The organism is Streptomyces sp. NPDC053541, assembly GCF_044544705.1.
Lineage (GTDB): Bacteria > Actinomycetota > Actinomycetes > Streptomycetales > Streptomycetaceae > Streptomyces.
Window position 1 is genome coordinate 7,470 of record NZ_JBITXM010000006.1, and the last position, 17,764, is coordinate 25,233.

At 72.0% G+C, this 17,764-nt stretch carries 17 protein-coding genes; 6 read left to right on the plus strand and 11 right to left on the minus strand.

Translation table 11 applies throughout. The features are described from left to right. Nucleotides 1-302 precede the first annotated feature (302 nt). The 3 genes from ACIGW2_RS16470 to ACIGW2_RS16480 all read right to left on the minus strand — a co-directional run bounded on the left by ACIGW2_RS16470 (nucleotide 303) and on the right by ACIGW2_RS16480 (nucleotide 2,467). Nucleotides 303-542 (minus strand): chaplin, encoded by a 240-nt coding sequence (locus ACIGW2_RS16470; protein WP_391655338.1) that lies wholly within the window; start codon nucleotides 540-542, stop codon nucleotides 303-305. A gap of 130 nt (nucleotides 543-672) precedes the next feature. After that, nucleotides 673-1,326 carry a response regulator gene (locus ACIGW2_RS16475; RefSeq protein ID WP_391655337.1) on the minus strand — a complete coding sequence of 218 codons (654 nt, stop codon included), beginning with the start codon at nucleotides 1,324-1,326 and terminating at the stop codon, nucleotides 673-675. Next, entirely contained in the window at nucleotides 1,319-2,467 is a 1,149-nt protein-coding gene (locus tag ACIGW2_RS16480) for a GAF domain-containing sensor histidine kinase (RefSeq protein ID WP_391655336.1), read from the minus strand. The genes ACIGW2_RS16475 and ACIGW2_RS16480 overlap by 8 nt, the downstream gene beginning before the upstream one ends. A 406-nt stretch (nucleotides 2,468-2,873) precedes the next feature. Here ACIGW2_RS16480 and ACIGW2_RS16485 point away from each other — a divergent pair, with 406 nt between their 5' ends. Further along, nucleotides 2,874-3,638: a transglycosylase SLT domain-containing protein gene (locus tag ACIGW2_RS16485; protein WP_391655335.1), complete on the plus strand. Its 765-nt coding sequence runs from the start codon at nucleotides 2,874-2,876 to the stop codon at nucleotides 3,636-3,638. A 78-nt stretch (nucleotides 3,639-3,716) separates the two neighbouring features. Here the strand turns inward: ACIGW2_RS16485 and ACIGW2_RS16490 are convergent, their stop codons facing one another. After that, nucleotides 3,717-6,275, minus strand: coding sequence for an FHA domain-containing protein (locus tag ACIGW2_RS16490; RefSeq protein WP_399844164.1), 2,559 nt, complete (start codon nucleotides 6,273-6,275; stop codon nucleotides 3,717-3,719). Nucleotides 6,276-6,497: 222 nt separating this feature from the next. Between ACIGW2_RS16490 and serB the strand changes: the two genes are divergently transcribed. After that, the gene (serB, locus tag ACIGW2_RS16495; RefSeq protein WP_361590219.1) at nucleotides 6,498-7,730 is read left to right on the plus strand and encodes a phosphoserine phosphatase SerB; all 1,233 of its coding nucleotides are present in this window, start codon (nucleotides 6,498-6,500) and stop codon (nucleotides 7,728-7,730) included. 123 nt (nucleotides 7,731-7,853) lie between these two features. On the opposite strand, the gene ACIGW2_RS16500 is transcribed toward serB, so the two are convergent. From ACIGW2_RS16500 to ACIGW2_RS16515, 4 genes are all read right to left on the minus strand, one after another. Continuing rightward, nucleotides 7,854-8,375 (minus strand): histidine phosphatase family protein, encoded by a 522-nt coding sequence (locus ACIGW2_RS16500; RefSeq protein WP_356062850.1) that lies wholly within the window; start codon nucleotides 8,373-8,375, stop codon nucleotides 7,854-7,856. Nucleotides 8,376-8,410: 35 nt separating this feature from the next. Further along, nucleotides 8,411-8,614, minus strand: a complete 204-nt coding sequence (locus ACIGW2_RS16505) for a hypothetical protein (protein WP_391655333.1) — start codon at nucleotides 8,612-8,614, stop codon at nucleotides 8,411-8,413. A 204-nt stretch (nucleotides 8,615-8,818) separates the two neighbouring features. Further along, nucleotides 8,819-8,935 carry an SGM_5486 family transporter-associated protein gene (locus ACIGW2_RS16510; RefSeq protein ID WP_356062845.1) on the minus strand — a complete coding sequence of 39 codons (117 nt, stop codon included), beginning with the start codon at nucleotides 8,933-8,935 and terminating at the stop codon, nucleotides 8,819-8,821. 17 nt (nucleotides 8,936-8,952) lie between these two features. Then, a complete protein-coding gene (locus tag ACIGW2_RS16515; RefSeq protein WP_399844167.1) occupies nucleotides 8,953-10,254 on the minus strand; it encodes a CynX/NimT family MFS transporter in 1,302 nt (433 codons plus the stop codon). 101 nt (nucleotides 10,255-10,355) lie between these two features. On the opposite strand from ACIGW2_RS16515, the gene ACIGW2_RS16520 reads away from it, so the two are divergent. Beyond that, entirely contained in the window at nucleotides 10,356-11,045 is a 690-nt protein-coding gene (locus ACIGW2_RS16520) for a FadR/GntR family transcriptional regulator (RefSeq protein ID WP_361590210.1), read from the plus strand. Here the strand turns inward: ACIGW2_RS16520 and ACIGW2_RS16525 are convergent. From ACIGW2_RS16525 to fabG, 3 genes are all read right to left on the minus strand, one after another. Beyond that, nucleotides 11,014-11,412 carry a hypothetical protein gene (locus tag ACIGW2_RS16525; protein ID WP_399844169.1) on the minus strand — a complete coding sequence of 133 codons (399 nt, stop codon included), beginning with the start codon at nucleotides 11,410-11,412 and terminating at the stop codon, nucleotides 11,014-11,016. The two genes, ACIGW2_RS16520 and ACIGW2_RS16525, sit on opposite strands and share 32 nt — an antisense overlap. A gap of 193 nt (nucleotides 11,413-11,605) precedes the next feature. Further along, the gene (fabI, locus tag ACIGW2_RS16530; RefSeq protein WP_356062833.1) at nucleotides 11,606-12,379 is read right to left on the minus strand and encodes an enoyl-ACP reductase FabI; all 774 of its coding nucleotides are present in this window, start codon (nucleotides 12,377-12,379) and stop codon (nucleotides 11,606-11,608) included. 5 nt (nucleotides 12,380-12,384) lie between these two features. Next, nucleotides 12,385-13,101, minus strand: a complete 717-nt coding sequence (gene fabG, locus ACIGW2_RS16535; protein WP_356062830.1) for a 3-oxoacyl-[acyl-carrier-protein] reductase — start codon at nucleotides 13,099-13,101, stop codon at nucleotides 12,385-12,387. Nucleotides 13,102-13,287: 186 nt separating this feature from the next. Between fabG and ACIGW2_RS16540 the strand changes: the two genes are divergently transcribed. From ACIGW2_RS16540 to tyrS, 3 genes are all read left to right on the plus strand, one after another. Continuing rightward, nucleotides 13,288-14,820 carry a TldD/PmbA family protein gene (locus ACIGW2_RS16540; RefSeq protein ID WP_399844172.1) on the plus strand — a complete coding sequence of 511 codons (1,533 nt, stop codon included), beginning with the start codon at nucleotides 13,288-13,290 and terminating at the stop codon, nucleotides 14,818-14,820. A gap of 82 nt (nucleotides 14,821-14,902) precedes the next feature. Next, the gene (locus tag ACIGW2_RS16545) at nucleotides 14,903-16,294 is read left to right on the plus strand and encodes a metallopeptidase TldD-related protein (protein WP_391655330.1); all 1,392 of its coding nucleotides are present in this window, start codon (nucleotides 14,903-14,905) and stop codon (nucleotides 16,292-16,294) included. Between the two features lie 63 nt (nucleotides 16,295-16,357). Then, the gene (tyrS, locus tag ACIGW2_RS16550; protein ID WP_356062822.1) at nucleotides 16,358-17,623 is read left to right on the plus strand and encodes a tyrosine--tRNA ligase; all 1,266 of its coding nucleotides are present in this window, start codon (nucleotides 16,358-16,360) and stop codon (nucleotides 17,621-17,623) included. The last annotated feature ends 141 nt before the right edge of the window (nucleotides 17,624-17,764 follow it).

Genomic DNA, 17,764 nt, shown 5'->3' on the forward strand with positions numbered 1-17,764 from the left:
GGTGGCGCGGCGGGCACAGGTCGCCGCGTACAACGCGTACGTCGAAGAACGGGAACGGAACCGCGGCTTCTAGCCCCCCGGCGGCCCCGGGCGGACGGGCCGCACGCGCCCGGGCCACGACCCGGCGGCCCCGGGCGGACGGGCCGCACGCGCCCGGGCCACGACCCGGCGGCGGAGTCCGCCGCAGCGAACCGACGCCCGCGAGGCGCCCCGGCGCCGAGCGGTGCGAGGGGACGCGGGAAGAGGGGTGGAACGGGGCCGGCCCCCGGGGGATCGTCCGGGGGCCGGGGCTGGGGCGCGCGTCAGAGGTTGGCGGCGCTGTTGCCGAAGGCCGGGTTGAGCAGGCCGATCACGTTGATCGTGTTGCCCGAGACGTTCACGGGGACGTGGACCGGGACCTGCACCACGTTGCCGGAGGCGACGCCCGGGGAGTGGACGGCCTTGCCCTGGGCGCCCGCGTCCGCGGAGGCGACACCGGCACCGGCGGCGACGAGGCCACCGGCGACCATGGTGAGGGCAGCGGCCTTCTTGAGCTTGTTCACGAGAGGTTCCTCCTGGTCATCGCCGCGACCGGTCCGCCGCGGCACGCCATGAAGAACGCCCGCACCCCCGCCGGGTTGCGCCATGTGGGGGACATGCACCCGACTGTATGAAGAGGGGAACGGGCGTGCCCTAGGCAGTCAGCCCGTGGCGGACGGCCCAGAGGGCGGCCTGGGTGCGGTCGGCGAGGTCCAGTTTCATGAGGATGTTGGAGACGTGCGTCTTGACCGTCTTCTCGGAGAGGACGAGCGCACGGGCGATCTCCCGGTTGGAGCGTCCGTCGGCGATGAGGCCGAGCACCTCCCGCTCCCGTTCGGTCAGGGTGGAGCCGCGGCCCGTGCCTGCGGCCTGGCCGGACTGCTCGTCCTGGCTGAGGAGCGCGTCGGCGACCTCGGGCTGGAGGAGGACGTGCCCGGCGTGGACGGAGCGGATGGCGCAGGCCAGCGCGTCGGGGTCGATGTCCTTGTAGACGTATCCGCTCGCGCCGGCGCGCAGCGCGGGCACCACCGTGCGCTGCTCGGTGAAGCTGGTGACGATCAGGACCCTGGCGGGGTTCGCCAGCTCGCGCAGCTTGCGCAGGGCCTCGATGCCGTCGGTGCCGGGCATCTTCACGTCCATGAGGACGACGTCGGGGCGCAGCTCCTCGGCGCGGGCGACGCCCTCGGCGCCGTCCGCGGCCTCGCCGACGACCTCTATGTCCTCCTGGACCTCCAGGAAGGTGCGCAGGCCGCGGCGGACGACCTGGTGGTCGTCGACCAGGAGCACGCGGATGACCTTCTCAGCCACCGGGGACCTCCATCTCGATCGTGGTGCCCCGCCCGGGCGCCGATGTCACGGTGAGGGTGCCGCCGACGCCCGCGGCCCGGTCGCGCATGGAGACCAGGCCGAGGTGGCGGCCGGCGCTGCGGACGGTCGAGGGCTCGAAGCCCTTGCCGTCGTCGGTGACGGCGAGCCGGACGCCGCCGGCGCCGCTGCGGGTGAGGGCGACGGTGACGAGGCCGGCTCCGGAGTGCCGCAGCGCGTTGTGCAGGGCTTCCTGGGCGACCCGGAGCAGGGCCTCCTCCTGTGCGGCGGGCAGGGCCCGGACGCCGGCGGCGTCGAAGGTGACGCGGGCGGTGTGGGCGCGGTCGAGGACCTGGATCTGGGTGCGCAGGGTGTGGACGAGGCCGTCCTCGTCGAGGGCTGCGGGGCGCAGCTCGACGACGGCTGCGCGCAGCTCGTCGGCGGCCTCGGCGGCGAGCGCGGCGACCTGCTGGAGCTCGCCCTTGGCGCGGGCGGGGTCGCGGTCGACGAGCGCGGCGGCGGCCTGGGCGGTGAGCCGCAGGGAGAAGAGCTTCTGGCTGACGGCGTCGTGCAGCTCGTGGGCGAGCCGGGAGCGCTCCTCGGCGATGGTGAGCTCGCGGCTGCGCTCGTACAGGCGGGCGTTGGTGAGGGCGATGGCGGCGTGCTGGGCGAGGAGGGTGAGGAGCTCCTCGTCCTCGGCGGTGAAGCCGCAGGAGCCGTCGGGCTTGGGGCAGCGCTTGTTGGCGAGGAAGAGGGCGGCGAGGGTCTCGTCGCCGTCGCGGACGGGGAGGCCGATGAAGTCGGACATCTCGGGGTGGGCCTCGGGCCAGCCCTCGAAGCGGGGGTCCTTGCGGACGTCGGCGAGGCGCTCGGTCTCGGCGGTGTGGAGCATCGAGGCGAGGATGCCGTGCTGGCGGGGCAGCGGGCCGATGGCGCGCCACTGGGCGTCGCTGACGCCGTCGACGACGAACTGGGCGAATCCGCCGTGGTCGTCCGGGACGCCGAGGGCGGCGTACTCGGCGTCGAGGAGCTCGCGCGCGGAGACGACGATCGTCTTGAGGACGTCGCGCACCTCCATCTGGCGGTTCATGGCCAGGAGGGCGCTGCTCACGGCGGCGAGGCCGGAGCCGGGACGGTGACTCATGCGCCCCACCGTACCGGTGGGGCGTGACGGTGCGTATCCGTCCGGGGACGGCGCAGGTCCGGGACCCGAGGCCTAGGACCGGGGTCGGGAGGGGGCTCACGGTGTGCATTGCTGGCGCAACGCTTGGTGAGTTCGTTACGTGGTCGATGTGAGCCCGCGCATAGGACCCAGGTCACTTACGAATGTCCCTAGTGGACGGATAAAGGCGAGATGAGCGCGGGCGGAACTGGTCGCAAACCGGACCTGAGGGCATCTGGTGAGGGGCCTGATCCACTACCCGGGGTCGTAGGTCACACCTTTGCCAGCGGATTTTGCGCCCGCTAAGAATTGCGTCCGTCGCCGCCGAGCATGGCGCAGCGCCGCCCCGGCCTGAGCGACCCCCAGCGATTCGAAGAGGTAGTCCTGCATGTCTGCGAACACCCCTGGCCACAGTCGTGGTCTGAAGAAGACCCACAAGGCCGCGATCGCCGGCGTCGCCACCCTCAGCGCCGCGGCGCTCGGCCTCTCCCTCGTCCAGGGCCACGGCGGCTCGACCGAGACCGAGCCCCAGGCCCTCGCGCACACCCAGCAGGTCGCGTGGTCCTACGACGCCAACAGCCCGCAGGCCAAGGCGCTGGCCGCCAGCCTGGACGAGCAGACCTCCGCGTTCACCCTCAAGGCGAAGCAGGAGGCCGACCTCAAGGCCAAGGCCGCCGCCCAGGCCGCCGCCGCCAAGGCGAAGGCCCAGGCCGCCGCGAAGGCCAAGGCCAAGGCCGCTGCCGCCGCCAAGGCGAAGGCGGAGGCCGCCGCGAAGAAGCGCGCCGCCGCCAAGGCCGCCGCGAGCCGTGCCGCCGCCCGCAAGCCCGTCTTCGCGAACAACCTCGACGGCTGGATCCGCGAGGCGCTGTTCATCATGGACAAGCACAACATCCCGGGCACGTACCACGGCATCTACAAGAACGTGATGCGCGAGTCCAGCGGCAACCCGTACGCGATCAACAACTGGGACATCAACGCCATCAACGGCGTGCCGTCCAAGGGCCTGCTCCAGGTCATCTACCCGACCTTCAAGGCCTACCACGTGCCCGGCACCAAGTTCGACCAGTACGACCCGGTCGCCAACATCGTCGCCGCCTGCAACTACGCGGCCGACCGCTACGGCACCATCGACAACGTCAACAGCGCCTACTGATCATGAGCGCCTCCTGATCATGCCGAAGGGCGGCACCCCCACGGGTGCCGCCCTCGGGCGCGCTGCGGACCGGGTGCGCTACTTGCGCATGACCTCCGGCTCGTGGCGGCGCAGCAGCCGTGCGACCAGGACGCCGAGCACCGAGGTCATGAAGAGCAGCACGGCGACGTTGAAGAACCACTGGCCGGCGCTGTGGTCCCACAGCGGGTCCAGGTCGGTCGGGTTCTTCGGGTCCCACGGCGCCATCAGGTGCGCGAGGTCCAGGGTGGTGCCGGCGCCGGCGATGGCCCAGCGGGACGGCATGAGCCAGGCGAACTGCTCCAGGCCGGGCGAGCCGTAGACCTTGAACAGGATGCCGGTGAAGACCACCTGCACGATGGCGAACATGACGAGCAGCGGCATGGTCTTCTCGGCGGTCTTCACCAGTGCGGAGATGACCAGGCCCACCATCATCGAGGTGAGGCCGAGCGCGATGACCACCAGGCAGAGCTCGACGGCCGGCGGCATGATCAGGCCCTCGGCGGGCAGGTCGCGGATCGCGAAGCCGATGGCGCAGAGGATGACGCCCTGGAAGGCGGTGATGACGCCGAGGACGATCACCTTGGACATCAGGTACGCCGAGCGGGACAGGCCGGTGGCGCGCTCCCGTTCGTAGATGACCCGTTCCTTGATCAGCTCGCGGACCGAGTTCGCGGCGCCGGAGAAGCACATGCCGACCGCGAGGATCAGCATGATGATGCCGGCGTCGCCGTTGAAGCGGGACGGCGGCTTCGGCGGTGCGAGGCCGAAGTCGGCGGGGATGACGACGGAGACCGAGCCGATGACGGCCGGGAGGATCACCATGAGGGCCAGGAAGCCCTTGTCGGAGACGATCACCGAGACGTAGCGGCGGATCAGGGTCCACAGCTGGGAGCCCCAGCCCTGCGGCTTGGGCGGCTTCGTCATCGCCTGCTGGGCCTGCTGCGGCATCTGCACCGGCTGGGCGGCGACGGCGTCGATCTCCGCCGCGTACAGCTGGTAGTGCTGCGAGCCCTTCCAGCGGCCCGCCCAGTCGTAGTCGCGGTAGTTCTCGAAGGCGGAGAAGACGTCGGCCCAGGTGGAGTAGCCGAAGAAGTTCAGGGCCTCGTCCGGCGGGCCGAAGTAGGCCACCGAGCCGCCGGGCGCCATCACGAGCAGCTTGTCGCACAGGGCCAGCTCGGCGACCGAGTGGGTGACGACGAGGACCGTGCGCCCGTCGTCGGCGAGGCCGCGCAGCAGCTGCATGACGTCGCGGTCCATGCCCGGGTCGAGGCCGGAGGTCGGCTCGTCCAGGAAGATCAGCGAGGGCTTGGTCAGCAGCTCCAGGGCGACGGAGACGCGCTTGCGCTGGCCGCCGGAGAGCGAGGTGACCTTCTTCTCGCGGTGGATGTCGAGCTTGAGCTCGCGCAGCACCTCGTCGATCCGGGCCTCGCGCTCGGCCTCGGCGGTGTCGCCGGGGAAGCGCAGCTTGGCGGCGTACTTGAGCGCCTTCTGGACGGTCAGCTCCTTGTGCAGGATGTCGTCCTGCGGGACCAGACCGATGCGCTGGCGCAGCTCGGCGAACTGCTTGTAGAGGCTGCGGTTGTCGTAGAGGACGTCGCCCTGGTCGGCGGGCCGGTAGCCGGTGAGCGCCTTGAGGAGGGTCGACTTGCCGGAGCCGGAGGGGCCGATGACGCCGATCAGCGACTTCTCGGGGACGCCGAAGGTGACGTCCTTGAGGATCTGCTTGCCGCCGTCGACGGTGACCGTGAGGTGGCGGGCCGAGAAGGAGACGTCGCCGGTGTCGACGAACTCCTCGAGCTGGTTGCCGACGATCCGGAACGTCGAGTGGCCGACGCCGACGACGTCGTTGGGGCCGATGAGGACGGAGCCGCCCTTGGCGATCGGCTGGCCGTTGACGTAGGTGCCGTTGTGCGAGCCGAGGTCGCGGATCTCGAAGCGCCCGTCGGGCGTCGCGTGGAAGGTGGCGTGCTGCCGGGAGACCTGGAGGTCGGAGACGACCAGGTCGTTCTCCAGCGCACGGCCGATGCTCATCACGCGGCCGAGGTTGAGCTGGTGGAACGTGGTGGGGCTGCGGTCGCCGTGGACCGGCGCGGCACCCTGCTGGTAGCCGGCCTGCGGGTGCTGCGGCTGCTGGTGCGGGACCTGCGGCGCGGCCGGGCCCGGCTGCTGCTGCGGCCAGCCCTGCTGCGGCGGCTGGTGCTGCTGGTGCTGCTGCGGCGGGGCCTGGTGCGTGACCTCCTGGTGCACGCCCTGGTGGGCCGGCTGCTGCACCTGTGGCGCCTGCTGGTGCGGCAGCTGCTGGGCCGGCGCGCCGGTGGCCGCCAGGTTCAGCCGCGGGCCGTCGGTGGCGTTGCCGAGGTGGACGGCCGAGCCGGGGCCGATCTCCACCTGGTGGATCCGCTGGCCCTGCACGAAGGTGCCGTTGGTCGAGCCGTGGTCCTCGATGACCCAACTCCGGCCGCCCCAGCTGATGGTGGCGTGCCGCCACGAGACCCTGGCGTCGTCGATCACCAGGTCGCCCTGGGGATCGCGGCCCAGGGTGTACGACCTGGACGGATCGAGGGTCCAGGTCCTTCCGTTCAATTCCAGTACGAGTTCTGGCACTCCATGCCCCACTACTTGTCCCCCGATGCACCCCCGTCTTCGGGAGCCCAGGGATGGTGAACATCCGGGGGAACTATTTCAGGCCCCGGCCCGTATCCGAAAGTCGGGCCGCGTGAAGAGCTTGCGCAGCCCCGCACGCGGAGGGTCCGCGCGGCAAGTCCGGGGCCACCCGGGTGTCCGGCAGGCGGGACGGGGGGTCTGGTGGCACCGGGTGCCCGATACGGTGGAAGCACCATGAGCGCATCGCAGACCTCAGACGTTCCCGCCTCGGACGTTCCCACTCTTCTCGTCAAGATCTTCGGGAAGGACCGTCCGGGGATCACCGCCGGACTCTTCGACACCCTCGCCGCCTATGCGGTCGACGTCGTGGACATCGAGCAGGTCGTCTCCCGCGGCCGCCTCGTCCTGTGCGCGCTGGTCACCGAGCCGACCGTCGCCACGGCGGGCGAGCTGCGGGCGACCGTGCACAGCTGGGCCGAGTCCCTCAAGCTCCAGGCCGAGATCATCTCGGGCACCGGTGACAACCGCCCGCGCGGCGAGGGCCGCTCGCACGTCACCGTCCTCGGACACCCGCTGACCGCCGAGCAGACCGCGGCCATAGCGGCCAGGATCGCGGAGACCGGCGGCAACATCGACCGGATCTTCCGGCTGGCGAAGTATCCGGTGACGGCGGTCGAGTTCGCCGTCTCGGGTTGTGAGACGGAGCCGCTGCGGACGGCCCTGGCGACCGAGGCGCACTCGGTCGGCGTGGACGTGGCCGTGGTCTCGGCCGGGCTGCACCGGCGGGCGCAGCGGCTCGTGGTGATGGACGTCGACTCGACGCTCATCCAGGACGAGGTCATCGAGCTGTTCGCGGCGCACGCGGGCTGCGAGGAGCAGGTCGCCGAGGTGACGGCGGCCGCGATGCGCGGTGAGCTGGACTTCGAGCAGTCGCTGCACGCCCGGGTGGCGCTGCTGGCCGGTCTGGACGCGTCGGTGGTGGACAAGGTGCGCGCCGAGGTGCGGCTGACACCGGGTGCCCGGACCCTGATCCGGACGCTGAAGCGGCTCGGCTACCAGGTGGGCGTGGTGTCGGGCGGCTTCACGCAGGTCACGGACGATCTGAAGGAGCGGCTCGGTCTGGACTTCGCCCAGGCGAACACGCTGGAGATCGTGGACGGGAAGCTGACCGGCCGGGTCACCGGGGAGATCGTCGACCGGGCGGGCAAGGCGCGGCTGCTGCGCCGCTTCGCCACGGAGGCCGGGGTGCCGCTGGCGCAGACGGTGGCGATCGGCGACGGGGCGAACGACCTGGACATGCTGAACGCGGCCGGGCTCGGCGTGGCGTTCAACGCGAAGCCGGTGGTGCGCCGGGCCGCGGACACCGCGGTGAACGTGCCGTTCCTGGACACGGTGCTCTATCTGCTGGGCATCACGCGCGAGGAGGTCGAGGCGGCGGACGGCGGCGTGGAGGACCTGCCGCACTGATCCCCCCCTCCCCCGTGTGCGGGCGCGCTCCGTGCGCGCCGTGGCGGGCTCTTGGTACGGAGAGGGGCCCGGGCGTCTCAGGACGGCCGGGCCCCTTCGCGTATCCGCGCGGGCGGGCGGGGCTCAGTCGTGCGGGGACCAGAACTCGACGAGGGTGCCGGCCATGCCGTGCTCGACGGACTTCCAGGTGCCCTGGAAGCTGACGACGGCGAAGGCGGCGGTCGGGAAGCCGCTGCGGTTCATCCGGGTCAGCGCGTCGCCCTCGGACGCCCCGGAGAGGGCGTCGGCGAGGGCGTGCATTCCGGGGTTGTGGCCGATGAGCAGCAGGTTGTCGACGGTTTCGGGGGTCTCGTTGACCACGGCGAGGAGCTCGCCGAGGGAGGCCTCGTACAACCGCTCCTCGTAGACCGTCTTCGGGCGCTCGGGGAGCTCGTGGACGGCGAGCTTCCAGGTCTCCCGGGTGCGCACGGCGGTCGAGCAGAGGGCGAGGTCGAAGCGGATGCCGGTGTCGGCGAGCCGGCGTCCCGCGACGGGGGCGTCGGTGCGGCCGCGTTCGGCGAGCGGGCGCTCGTGGTCGGAGGTCTGGGGCCAGTCCGCCTTGGCGTGTCGGAGCAGGACGATCCTGCGGGGTGTGTCGACGCTCATGCTGGACAGCTTCGCACGAAACGGGCCGGGTTGACTCAGAGAGGGAGCGTTTGCCGGAGCTGGTCGAGGACGTGTCCGAAGCCCGCGGCGCCGCCGGCCTCCGGGGCCGGGCCGGGGCCCGCTATGAGCAGCAGGAGGGCGACGAACGCGGCCACCGGCAGGGCGAGTGCCCACCAGGGCAGCCGGGTGTCGACGCCGGTCCGCCGGGTCGGGACGCCGGTGTGCGTGCGCGCCGTCATGGCCGCCTCCGTGGGGTGGGGTGCTCGCTGTCTTTCGCGTTGACACCACCGTACGGAGCGGGCGGGGCCGGGCCCATCAGGTGATCCACCCACTTGACCCTGACACCTGCCCCCTAGGGGACGGGGGGTTGTCCCCACCCCGGGTCCGGAGAACGGGCCCCGGAGAGGCCGGGCACCGGAGAGGCCGGGGCCCGGCGGCCCGGGTCAGGGCGAGGCGAAGGTGGCGATGACGGCGATGACCGCCGTGATGCCGAGCATGGCGCCGAGGATGACGAGGAGCGCCTTCTGGCCGTTGGGGGGATTCGGTTCGAGTACGGGCATGTCCTCAGTCTCGCATCTCAGCATTCGTCCTCGACCGTGCGGTCCCGTCCGGCGAGGACGCCCACGATCATCTGCGGGATCATCAGGCCGCCCATGAGGGCGACGGGCAGCCCCCAGCCGCCGCTGTGCTGGTAGAGGACGCCGACGAGGAGCGGGCCGGGGATGGAGATGAGGTAGCCGACGCTCTGGGCGAAGGCGGAGAGCTTCACGACGCCGGCGCCGGTCCGCGAGCGCATGCCGATCATGGTGAGGGCGAGCGGGAAGGAGCAGTTGGAGATGCCGAGGAGGACCGCCCAGACCCAGGCGCCGCCGGCCGGCGCCAGGTAGAGGCCGGTGTAGCCGCTGAGGCCGCACAGGCCGAGGGCGACGACGATGGGGCCCTGGTGGCGCAGCCGGGAGGCGAGCCCGGGGATGACGAAGGCGAGCGGTACGCCCATGACCATGGTGACGGCGAGGAGCACGCCCGCGGTGGAGGCGGGGACGCCGGCGTCGCGGAAGATCTGCGGCATCCAGCCCATGGTGATGTAGGCGCCGGTGGCCTGGAGGCCGAAGAAGCAGGCGAGGGCCCAGGCGGTGCGGCTGCGGGCGACGCGCGGCGCGGCCGGGGCGGGGGCGGCCGGCTGCCCCGTACCGCCGGAGCCGGCGGCGCCCGGGTCGGCGGAGCGGTCGCGGATGAGCGGGATCCAGGGCAGGACGGCGAGGGCGGCGAGGACGGCCCAGATGCCGAGGCCGAGGCGCCAGCTGCCGCCGAGGGCGTCGGTGAGCGGCACGGTCGCGGCGGCGGCCACGGAGGTGCCGAGGGCGAGGGCCATCGAGTAGAGGCCGGTCATGCTGCCGATGCGGTCCGGGAAGTACCGCTTGACCAGGACCGGCATGAGGATGTTGCTGAGCGCGATGCCCATGAGGGCGAGGGCGCTGGCGGCGAGGAAGGCGGGCGTGGAGCCCGCGAGGGAGCGCAGCACGAGGCCGGCGGCGATCGCGGCCATGCCGGCGCAGACCACGGCGGCGGGGCCGAAGCGGCGGGCGAGCCGGGGGGCGGCGATGCCGAAGACGGCGAAGCACAGCGGGGGCACGGAGGTGAGGACGCCGGCCACGCTGCCGCTCATGTGGAGGCCGGCGCTGACCTCTTCGAGGAGGGCGCCGAGGCTGGTGATGGCCGGGCGCAGGTTGAGCGCGGAGAGGACGAGCCCGACGGCGACGAGCGCACCGATCCACCGGGCGGAGCCGGGGGATGCGGGAGAATCGGGGGCGCCGGCGCTGCTGCGCGCCGGCGGCTGCTTCCTGGTGGCGGGGTCGAGGGTCTGCGGCTCGTCTGACATGAAGCCCATCATAGAATCATGGGATGATTCATTGTCCAGTTTTGGACAATGAAGCGCCGAACCCCGCGGACCGCGGGACGAACCGGACGGAAGGTGTGGCCATGGCCCTCGGGCATCCGCGGCGCAGCGGGCTCTCCGACCAGGTGATCACCCAGCTCAGGAACCAGATCACCTCGGGCGAGTGGCCGGTCGGCACCCGCATCCCGACCGAGCCCGAGCTGGTCGAGCAGCTCGGGGTGGCCCGCAACACCGTCCGCGAGGCGGTCCGCGCGCTCGCCCACAACGGGCTGCTCGACATCCGGCAGGGCTCCGGCACCTACGTGGTCGCGACCAGCGAGCTGGCCGGGGTGATGCACCGCAGGTTCGCCGGCTCCGACCCGCGGGACGTGGCCGAGCTGCGCGCCACCCTGGAGTCCTCGGCCGCCCGGCTGGCCGCGCAGCGCCGCACCGACCGGGACCTGGGGCAGCTGGACGCGCTGCTCGCGCGCCGTGAGGCGGCCTGGGCGACGGGCGACGCGGAGGAGTTCGTGACCGCCGACGCGGCCTTCCACCACGCGGTCGTGGTGGCCTCGCACAACGAGGTGCTGACCGGGCTCTACTCGGACCTCGGGCACGTGCTGCGTTCCTGGCTGCGCGAGGACGTGGGCCCGGAGCTGCGCCCGGAGAACCACATGGACCACGCGCGCCTGGTGGCGGCGATCCGCGACGGCGACGCCGAGCGGGCGGCCACCGAGGCGGCCGGCTACCCCTTCATGTGCCTCAGGAGCCCCGAGCCGCCGGCTCGTGGGTGACCCAGGCCGCCCGGACCTCCTTCCAGCAGCGCCCGGTGACCCTGACGTAGTCGGCGGGGCCGACGTCGACGGGCGCGGTGTCGGTGTCGACGTCCCACCAGCGCGCGCACTCCACGTGGAGGCGGACCCGGTCGGTGCGGGGATAGGGGTTCTGGCAGTGGACGGTGACGGCCGAGCCCTCGACGAGGGTGCGGCAGGAGGCCCCGAAGTCCTCCGGGTCCGCGGCGGCCGGGGCGGTGCGGGCGATGCCGTCCTCTGCGGGGGCGGGAGCGGCGCGGACCTCGGCGGCGACGGCGAGGCCGGCCAGGCCCGCGAGGAGTGCGGCGGCCGGAACGAGCGCGGGCGCCCGCAGGAGCGGCGTGCGCATGTCCGTACCTCCTCCCCATCAGTAGCCGGAATGTCACGCTCCGACCAGTCTGGGGGGATTCTCCGGACTTTTCGACTCGGGGCGGAGGCCCCCCCCCGGAAACGGCGGGGGCCGGGGGTCCGCCGCTCGGGCGGGCCCCCGGCCCCTGCGCATCGACCGAGGTCAGGCGCCCACGGATCGGGCGCCGACGGGGTCAGGCGCCGATCGCGTGCAGACCGCCGTCCACGTGGACGATCTCGCCGGTGGTCTTCGGGAACCAGTCGGAGAGCAGCGCGACGATGCCGCGGCCGGCCGGCTCCGGGTCGCTGAGGTCCCAGGCCAGCGGGGAGCGGGTGTCCCAGACGCTCGCCAGCTCGGAGAAGCCCGGGATGGACTTGGCGGCCATCGAACCGAGCGGGCCGGCCGAGACCAGGTTGCAGCGGATGTTCTGCTTGCCCAGGTCACGGGCCATGTAGCGGCTGGTGGCCTCCAGGGCGGCCTTGGCCGGGCCCATCCAGTCGTACTGCGGCCAGGCGAACTGCGCGTCGAAGGTGAGGCCGACGACCGAGCCGCCCTCGCTCATCAGCGGCAGCAGCGCCATCGTCAGGGACTTCAGCGAGAAGGCCGAGACGTGCATGGCGGTCGCGACCGACTCGAACGGCGTGTTCAGGAAGTTGCCGCCGAGCGCGTCCTGGGGCGCGAAGCCGATGGAGTGCACGACGCCGTCCAGGCGGTCGCCCAGCTGCTCGCGGACCTGGCCCTCCAGGCGCGCGAGGTGCTCGTCGTTGGAGACGTCGAGCTCCAGGACCTTGACGTCCGGGTTGGGCAGCTTCTTGGCGATGCGCTCGGTCAGCGTCGGCCGCGGCCAGGCGGTGAGGATGATCTCCGCGCCCTGCTCCTGGGCCAGCTTCGCGGCGTGGAAGGCGATGGAGGACTCCATCAGCACACCGGTGATGAGGATCTTCTTGCCCTCGAGGATTCCAGCCATGGTGTTCAGTGACCCATTCCCAGTCCGCCGTCAACCGGGATGACGGCTCCAGTGATGTACGAGGCGTCGTCCGAGGCGAGGAACTTCACCGTGGCGGCGATCTCCTCGGGCTGGGCGTAACGGCCCAGCGGGACCTGGGAGACGATGCCGGCGCGCTGCTCGTCGGTGAGCACCGCGGTCATGTCGGTGTCGACGAAACCGGGCGCGACGACGTTGAAGGTGATGTTGCGCGAGCCGAGCTCCCGGGCCAGGGACCGCGCGAAACCGACCAGTCCGGCCTTGGAGGCGGCGTAGTTCGCCTGCCCCGCCGAGCCCAGCAGGCCGACGACGGAGGAGATCAGCACGACGCGGCCCTTCTTGGCGCGCAGCATGCCGCGGTTGGCGCGCTTCACGACCCGGAAGGTGCCGGTGAGGTTGGTGTCGAGGACGGACGTGAAGTCCTCCTCGGACATGCGCATGAGGAGCTGGTCCTTGGTCACGCCGGCGTTGGCCACGAGGACCTCGACCGGACCGTGCTTCTCCTCGATCTCCTTGTAGGCCTGCTCCACCTGCTCGGCGTCGGTGATGTCGCACTTGACGGCGAGGAAGCCCTGCTTCTCCAGCTCCGCGGGATCTCCCGAGCGGAACGTGATCGCGACCTTGTCGCCGGCCTCGGCGAACGCGCGGGCGATGGCGAGGCCGATGCCCCGGTTGCCTCCGGTGACGAGAACCGAGCGGCTCAACGGATCACCCTTTCGATAGCGGTCTGGTATGCCGAAAACCTATCGGTCCCTTCCGCGATACGGAGAATCGGGCCCTGACAGTGGCGTCCTGGCGTCACTGTCGGGTCCCTACAGAAAGCCCTGGGCATCACGGCCGAAAGCACGACATGATCGGGGGCGACCGGTCTCACACGACAGGAGACAGCTGTGCAATCTGGGACCCATTCCCTCGACGAAGCCTTCACCCAGCTTCCGTTGCGGGCGCTGGCCGACGCGGCGCTCGCGCGGGCCAGGGCGCTCGGCGCCGAGCACGCAGACTTCCGCCTGGAGCGGGTGCGCAGCGCCGCGTGGCGGCTGCGGGACGCCAAGCCCTCGGGCTCGTCGGACACCACGGACCTCGGCTACGCGGTGCGGGTGGTGCACGGCGGGGCGTGGGGGTTCGCGTCCGGGGTGGACCTGACCATGGACGGGGCCGCGCGGGTCGCCTCGCAGGCGGTGGCGATGGCCAAGCTGTCCGCGAAGGTGATCGCGGCGGCCGGGTCGGACGAGCGCGTGGAGCTGGCGGACGAGCCGGTGCACGCGGACAAGGTGTGGATCTCCTCGTACGAGATCGACCCCTTCACCATCTCCGCCGAGGAGAAGAGCGGGCTGCTCGCCGAGTGGAGCGGGCGGCTGCTGCGCGCGGACGGCGTGGCGCACGTGGACGCCTCGCTGCTCACCGTCTTCGAGAACAAGTTCTACGCGGACACGGCGGGCACCGTCACCACCCAGCAGCGGGTCCGGCTGCACCCGCAGCTGACGGCGGTCGCCGTGGACGCGTCGACCGGCGAGTTCGACTCGATGCGGACCCTCGCGCCGCCGGTCGGCCGGGGCTGGGAGTACCTGACGGGCACCGGCTGGGACTGGGACAAGGAGCTCGACGAGATCCCGGAGCTGCTCGCCGAGAAGATGCGCGCGCCGAGCGTCGAGGCCGGGCGCTACGACCTGGTCGTCGACCCGTCCAACCTGTGGCTCACCATCCACGAGTCGATCGGCCACGCCACCGAGCTGGACCGGGCGCTCGGCTACGAGGCGGCCTACGCGGGCACCTCCTTCGCCACCTTCGACCAGCTCGGCAAGCTGGCGTACGGCTCCTCGGTCATGAACGTGACGGGTGACCGCACCGCCGAGCACGGCCTGGCGACCGTCGGCTACGACGACGAGGGCGTCGAGGCGCAGAGCTGGGACCTGGTGAAGGACGGCACGCTCGTCGGCTACCAGCTGGACCGCCGGATCGCGAAGCTGACCGGTCTCGGGCGCTCCAACGGCTGCGCCTTCGCCGACTCCCCCGCGCACGTGCCGGTGCAGCGGATGGCGAACGTGTCGCTGCAGCCGGACCCGGGCGGGCTGTCCACGGAGGACCTGATCGGCGGGGTGGAGCGCGGCATCTACGTGGTCGGCGACCGCTCCTGGTCGATCGACATGCAGCGCTACAACTTCCAGTTCACCGGGCAGCGCTTCTTCCGCATCGAGAACGGGCGGCTCGCGGGCCAGCTGCGGGACGTCGCCTACCAGGCGACGACGACCGACTTCTGGGGCTCCATGGAGCAGGTCGGCGGCCCGCAGACGTACGTCCTCGGCGGCGCGTTCAACTGCGGCAAGGCCCAGCCGGGCCAGGTCGCCGCGGTCTCGCACGGCTGCCCGTCCGCCCTGTTCCGGGGCGTCAACATTCTGAACACGACGCAGGAGGCCGGTCGATGATCGCGCGCCACGACCTTTGCCGGGGGTCCGGGGGTCGTACCCCGGGTCAGCACAGTCTGAACACGACGCAGGAGGCCGGTCGATGAGCCGCGTCAGCAAGCCGTACGAGATCGTCGAGAAGGCGCTTGAGCTGTCCCGTGCCGACGGGTGCGTGGTGATCGCCGACGAGGAGTCCTCGGCCAATCTGCGCTGGGCCGGCAACGCGCTCACCACCAACGGCGTCACCCGGGGCCGCACCCTCACCGTGATCGCGACCGTGGACGGCGCCCAGGGCACCGCCTCCGGCGTGGTGTCCCGCTCGGCGGTGACCGCGGACGAGCTGGAGCCGCTGGTGCGGGCCGCCGAGGAGGCGGCGCGGACGGCGGGGCCCGCCGAGGACGCCCAGCCGCTGGTCGAGGGCGTGCCCGCGTCGCCGGACTTCACCGACGCCCCGGCGGAGACCTCCTCCGCGGTCTTCGACGCCTTCGCGCCGGCGCTCGGCGAGGCCTTCGCACGCGCGCGTGCGGGCGGCCGGGAGCTGTACGGCTTCGCCCACCACCAGCTGACCTCCAGTTACCTGGGCACCTCGACCGGGCTGCGGCTGCGCCACGACCAGCCGAACGGCACCCTGGAGCTCAACGCCAAGTCCCCGGACCGGAGCCGGTCGGCCTGGGCCGGACGCTCGACCCGGGACTTCAAGGACGTCGACCCGGCCGCGCTCGACGCCGACCTCGCGGTCCGGCTGGGCTGGGCCGAGCGCCGGATCGACCTGCCGGCCGGGCGGTACGAGACGCTGCTGCCGCCGACCGCGGTGGCCGACCTGATGATCTACCAGCTCTGGTCGTCGGCGGCCCGGGACGCGGCGGAGGGCCGCACGGTCTTCTCCCGGCCCGGCGGCGGCACCCGGATCGGCGAGACCCTGTCGCCGCTGCCGCTGACCCTGCGCAGCGACCCGGCCGCCCCGGGCCTGGAGTGCGCGCCGTTCCTGATCGCGCACAGCTCCGGCGACGACTCCTCGGTCTTCGACAACGGCCTGCCGGTCGGGCCGGTCGACTGGGTACGGGACGGGAAGCTGGCCCACCTGGTCACCACCCGGCACACGGCGGGGCTGACCGGGCTGCCGATGGCCCCGGCCGCCGGGAACCTGATCCTCGACGGCGGCGGCGAGAAGACGCTCGACGAGATGGTCGCGGAGACCGAACGCGGGCTGCTGCTGACCTGCCTCTGGTACATCCGCGAGGTCGACCCGGCGACGCTGCTGCTCACCGGCCTCACCCGGGACGGCGTCTACCTCGTGGAGAACGGCGAGGTGGTCGGCGAGGTGAACAACTTCCGGTTCAACGAGTCGCCGGTCGACCTGCTGTCCCGGGCCACCGAGGCGGGCCGCACCGAGCAGACGCTGCCGCGCGAGTGGAGCGACTGGTTCACCCGGGCCGCGATGCCCGCCCTGCGGGTGCCGGACTTCAACATGAGCTCGGTCAGCAAGGGCGTCTGACCAGTCCGGTCACGCCCTAGACTGGCCGGAAGCACTCATCCACCATCCGAGGAGACGGACGACGTGACGGACATCGTCGACGAGCTGAAGTGGCGCGGGCTCTTCGCCCAGTCCACCGACGAGGAGGCCCTGCGCAAGGCCCTCGCGGACGGTCCCGTCACGTTCTATTGCGGTTTCGACCCGACCGCCGCCAGCCTCCACGTCGGCCACCTGGTCCAGGTCCTCACCGTCCGCCGGCTCCAGCAGGCCGGACACCGGCCGCTGGCGCTGGTCGGCGGGGCCACCGGGCAGATCGGCGACCCGCGGCCGACCGCCGAGCGCACCCTGAACGACCCGGAGACGGTCGCGAACTGGGTGAACCGGCTGCGTTCGCAGATCGAGCCGTTCCTGTCCTTCGAGGGCGAGAACGCCGCGGTCATGGTGAACAACCTGGACTGGACCGCCGGGATGTCGGCGATCGAGTTCCTGCGGGACATCGGCAAGCACTTCCGGGTCAACAAGATGCTGACCAAGGACTCCGTGGCCCGGCGCCTGGAGTCCGAGCAGGGCATCAGCTACACCGAGTTCAGCTACCAGCTGCTCCAGGGCATGGACTTCCTGGAGCTGTACCGGCGCTACGGCTGCACGCTGCAGCAGGGCGGCTCCGACCAGTGGGGCAACCTGGTGGCCGGGCTGGACCTGATCCACAAGCTGGAGCCGGAGGCGCAGGTCCACGCGCTGGCGACGCCGCTGATGGTGAAGGCCGACGGCACCAAGTTCGGCAAGACCGAGAGCGGTGCGGTGTGGCTGGACCCGGAGATGACCACGCCGTACGCGTTCTACCAGTTCTGGCTGAACGTCGACGACCGTGACATCTCCACGTACATGCGGATCCTCTCCTTCCGGTCCCGCGAGGAGCTGGAGGAGATGGAGAAGCAGACGGCGGAGCGTCCGCAGGCGCGGGCCGCGCAGCGGGCGCTGGCCGAGGAGCTCACCACCCTCGTGCACGGCGCCGACCAGTGCCGGGCCGTGATCGAGGCGTCGAAGGCGCTCTTCGGCCAGGGCGAGCTCGGCGAGCTGGACGAGGCCACGCTCGCCGCGGCCCTGTCCGAGCTGCCGCACGCGCGCGTGACGGAGCTCGGGCCGGTCGTCGACCTGTTCGCCGAGGTCGGTCTGGTGGCCAGCAAGTCGGCCGCGCGTCGCACGGTGAAGGAGGGCGGCGCCTACGTGAACAACGTGAAGGTGACCGCCGAGGACGCCGTGGTGGCGCCGGAGGAGCTGCTGCACGGCCGCTGGCTGGTGCTGCGCCGGGGCAAGAAGAACCTGGCGGCGATCGAGTTCGGCGCCTAGGCCCTGCCCTGCGGGCAGACGACGCCACTTTCCGGACAGGGCCTAGCCCCTCGTAGGCAGGTCGCTCGTACGAGAACGACCGGAGGCCCGGTACGGCGCGCTGTGCGCCGTACCGGGCCTCCGTCGTGTCCTGCGGCGGTG

Excerpts from the sequence above, each read along its gene's own strand:
- ACIGW2_RS16480 (WP_391655336.1), bottom strand. The coding sequence starts at position 2,467 with ATGAGTCACCGTCCCGGCTCCGGCCTCGCCGCCGTGAGCAGCGCCCTC.
- ACIGW2_RS16485 (WP_391655335.1), top strand. The coding sequence starts at position 2,874 with ATGTCTGCGAACACCCCTGGCCACAGTCGTGGTCTGAAGAAGACCCAC.
- serB (WP_361590219.1), top strand. The coding sequence starts at position 6,498 with ATGAGCGCATCGCAGACCTCAGACGTTCCCGCCTCGGACGTTCCCACT.
- ACIGW2_RS16500 (WP_356062850.1), bottom strand. The coding sequence starts at position 8,375 with ATGAGCGTCGACACACCCCGCAGGATCGTCCTGCTCCGACACGCCAAG.
- ACIGW2_RS16505 (WP_391655333.1), bottom strand. The coding sequence starts at position 8,614 with ATGACGGCGCGCACGCACACCGGCGTCCCGACCCGGCGGACCGGCGTC.
- ACIGW2_RS16510 (WP_356062845.1), bottom strand. The coding sequence starts at position 8,935 with ATGCCCGTACTCGAACCGAATCCCCCCAACGGCCAGAAGGCGCTCCTC.
- ACIGW2_RS16515 (WP_399844167.1), bottom strand. The coding sequence starts at position 10,254 with ATGTCAGACGAGCCGCAGACCCTCGACCCCGCCACCAGGAAGCAGCCG.
- ACIGW2_RS16520 (WP_361590210.1), top strand. The coding sequence starts at position 10,356 with ATGGCCCTCGGGCATCCGCGGCGCAGCGGGCTCTCCGACCAGGTGATC.
- ACIGW2_RS16525 (WP_399844169.1), bottom strand. The coding sequence starts at position 11,412 with ATGCGCACGCCGCTCCTGCGGGCGCCCGCGCTCGTTCCGGCCGCCGCA.
- fabI (WP_356062833.1), bottom strand. The coding sequence starts at position 12,379 with ATGGCTGGAATCCTCGAGGGCAAGAAGATCCTCATCACCGGTGTGCTG.
- ACIGW2_RS16545 (WP_391655330.1), top strand. The coding sequence starts at position 14,903 with ATGAGCCGCGTCAGCAAGCCGTACGAGATCGTCGAGAAGGCGCTTGAG.